The sequence below is a fragment of the Streptomyces albidus (ex Kaewkla and Franco 2022) genome (assembly GCF_013870515.1).
Classification (GTDB): Bacteria; Actinomycetota; Actinomycetes; order Streptomycetales; family Streptomycetaceae; genus Streptomyces; species Streptomyces albidus.
On record NZ_JACBXA010000437.1, the window covers coordinates 1 to 2,526 of the forward strand.

The 2,526-nt window shown below is 67.3% G+C and carries 2 protein-coding genes; both read left to right on the forward strand.

The genetic code is table 11. From position 1 onward, the window contains the following. The first annotated feature begins 396 nt into the window (after positions 1 to 396). A complete protein-coding gene (locus H5J26_RS30210) occupies positions 397 to 981 on the forward strand; it encodes a DUF6328 family protein (protein ID WP_309238127.1) in 585 nt (194 codons plus the stop codon). A gap of 1,265 nt (positions 982 to 2,246) precedes the next feature. Next, positions 2,247 to 2,526, forward strand: a 280-nt coding sequence (locus H5J26_RS30215; RefSeq protein WP_181769144.1) for a hypothetical protein, incomplete at its 3' end; no start/stop codon positions are given.

A 2,526-nucleotide genomic window follows, 5' to 3' on the forward strand; every position in this document is an offset into this window, starting at 1 on the left:
CACCATGTGAGCGGCCGCTGCCGCGGGCACCGGGCCGAGCCCGGCAAGCAGCGGAACTGCCGCTCCCATGGTGAGGATTCGTCTGCGGGGGAGGGTCATGGCTTCTCTCACCTTCGGTTCGGATGGGCACGCACCCTGCCCGTTTAAATCGGTTTAGACAAGCCTTCGGGTCCGTCCGGACCGCTCTTCGACGGCCGGACGGCACTTCGCACGGGCGGGGGGCTCTTCGCACGGCCCTGCCGGACGAAGCCGAGGCGGTCCGGGGTGAGCGCGGTCCGTCACCTGAGGGTTGGAAGTCGCGGGCCGGGTCACTGACCTTGTCGGGGTCCGGTCGGCGCACGATCATCGATTCGTCCCCGTTACGCGGACCACGGGGCATCAGTGGGAGGTACGGCAGTGGGAACGAGCGGCGGCAACGTACGGGCTCCCGGCGGCACATCGGGCAGATCGGACGCGCCGGGCGAGGCGTCCCGCGAGGGCGATGCGGCGCCGGAGACGCCGGACCACGTCTCGACGGGAGCGGTGGAAGGCGCGCGAGAGCGTGTCAATCGCCAGTGGAACGAGATCCTTCAGGAGACGAGGGTCGCGCAGACCGGAGTGCAGATCCTCTTCGGCTTCCTGCTGAGCGTCGCCTTCACCGCTCGCTTCGCCGACCTCGGCACCTTCGACCGCTCGGTCTACGTGACCACCGTGATCCTGGCCGCCGGTGCGACGGGAGCGCTGATAGCCCCGGTGTCCATACACCGCTTTCTGTCCGGGCAGCGGATGAAGGACGAGGTCGTGGAGGTGGCCGGCCGGCTGATGATGTGCGGGATGGTGCTGCTCGCTCTCACCGTCGGCTCCACGCTGCTGCTCATCCTTCACGTCGTGCTCTCCGGTCTCCTGGCGGAGATCCTCGTGGGCGTGGTGATGGTGTGGTTCGTGTGCTGCTGGTATCTGCTGCCGGTGTGGCTCCGCAGGAGGTCTGCCACGAAGGGGTAGCCGTCGCCCACGCAGACGTGCGGTGTTCTTGGCCGAACGCCCCCTCCGCGCAGGCTCGTTGACGCCCGGAGTCACGCAACATGGAGGCCCTCGCCCCTACCTGTGGAATGTCCGGTTGTCGAGATCGGCTACCGAACGGGCGGAAAACAGTGGGTGGTTGAGCGCCGAACGGTGACAGACAGTGGCGTGAACGGTGCCGGACGGCCGAAAACGTCATCTCTCAGTGCTGTCGGCAGCCGAAAACGCACAATGCGACGTGCTCTACACGCGAAATCGTGGCAGGTAATTGCCATTGTGTGTCTGTCTCTTGTGACTCGTGAGTACGGGGGTTACGTTCTCCGCGCGTAGACATTCCGACCCCCACCGGGACAGTCGCCGAGGAGGCCCCCCACATGATCGACTTCGGTCGTGATCCGAGAACGAGACTGAGCAGACCCGAGGACTCCGATGACGACGTCGTCGGGGTGCCCGCGGCCCTCGGCCGGCGCGGCGACGGATGCGCGACAAGGGGCAGGCGGCCGATGGAATCCCCGCGCTCCGAAGAGACTTGGGCACGGGCTGGACGCTTCGGCGGCACACCCGGGACGCCCGGACGCGGCGGCGCGTCGAGGGCTCCGCACCTGCACCTTCACGCGGCCCTCACCGGCAGGGTGCGGACCCGGGCGCTCGCCCTCCCCGTCGCGCGCGGTGACGGCCGCGATCTGCCGGGCGCCGGAAGTGGAATCGCCGTCACTCCCGTATCTTTGTGCAGGTCGGGTGTGCAGAACGTGTCCGCCGAGTATGGTTGCACCGGCCCGATCGTCGGGGTGATGGGGGCCGACTCCTGGCGTGGCTTCGCCCGGGCCCTGAACAACGACCGCTGGGGCTAGGGCAGTACGGGGACAGACCGGAACGTGCTGGTCGCGCCACCGATCACCGGCAGGGTCAACTTCCTGCTACGCATCGTGAGTTGACGACAACAGTTCGTGCTTCCGGAACCCCGCTCCAGGGTTGTGATCTGCCACACAATGCCTGTGTGGCATGTAAGCGGACGGTTACATGGCCATGACAAACGTAATGTCCATTGCGTTGAGTCTGGATTACGGGCGCGAGAAGGCCCTGCTTGCTGTGCCACGGAGGGCGAAATGCCCGGTCGTGGGCCTGTTGCTCTCGACTGACGGAGAGTGACCGGAACACGGGAAGCAGTCAGTTGACCGCATGGAAAACCGTCCCGTCTACTACGCATGGTCAGCTGGGACCGAGCGATCGTGCAGTCGGGAGAATTCATGAGGATGCTGGATACGGACGCGTCCGACGTGTCCTCGCGATCGAGTCTCGTCATCGCGATCAACCCAGTGCACCGGCCGTCACCACGGCTGGCCGCCGCCGCCTCCGCGGCAGGCGCGCTCGGCGTGCTGGAGCTGCCCGCCGGTGACGCGCGGGCGGTCACCGAGAACCTCGACCGCGCACGCCGCTGGTCGAAGCGGCCCATCGGAGTGCGCATCCGCCCCGGCTGCACCGTCACGGCCGCCGAACTGCCCGACGTGGTGGACACGGTGCTGCTCG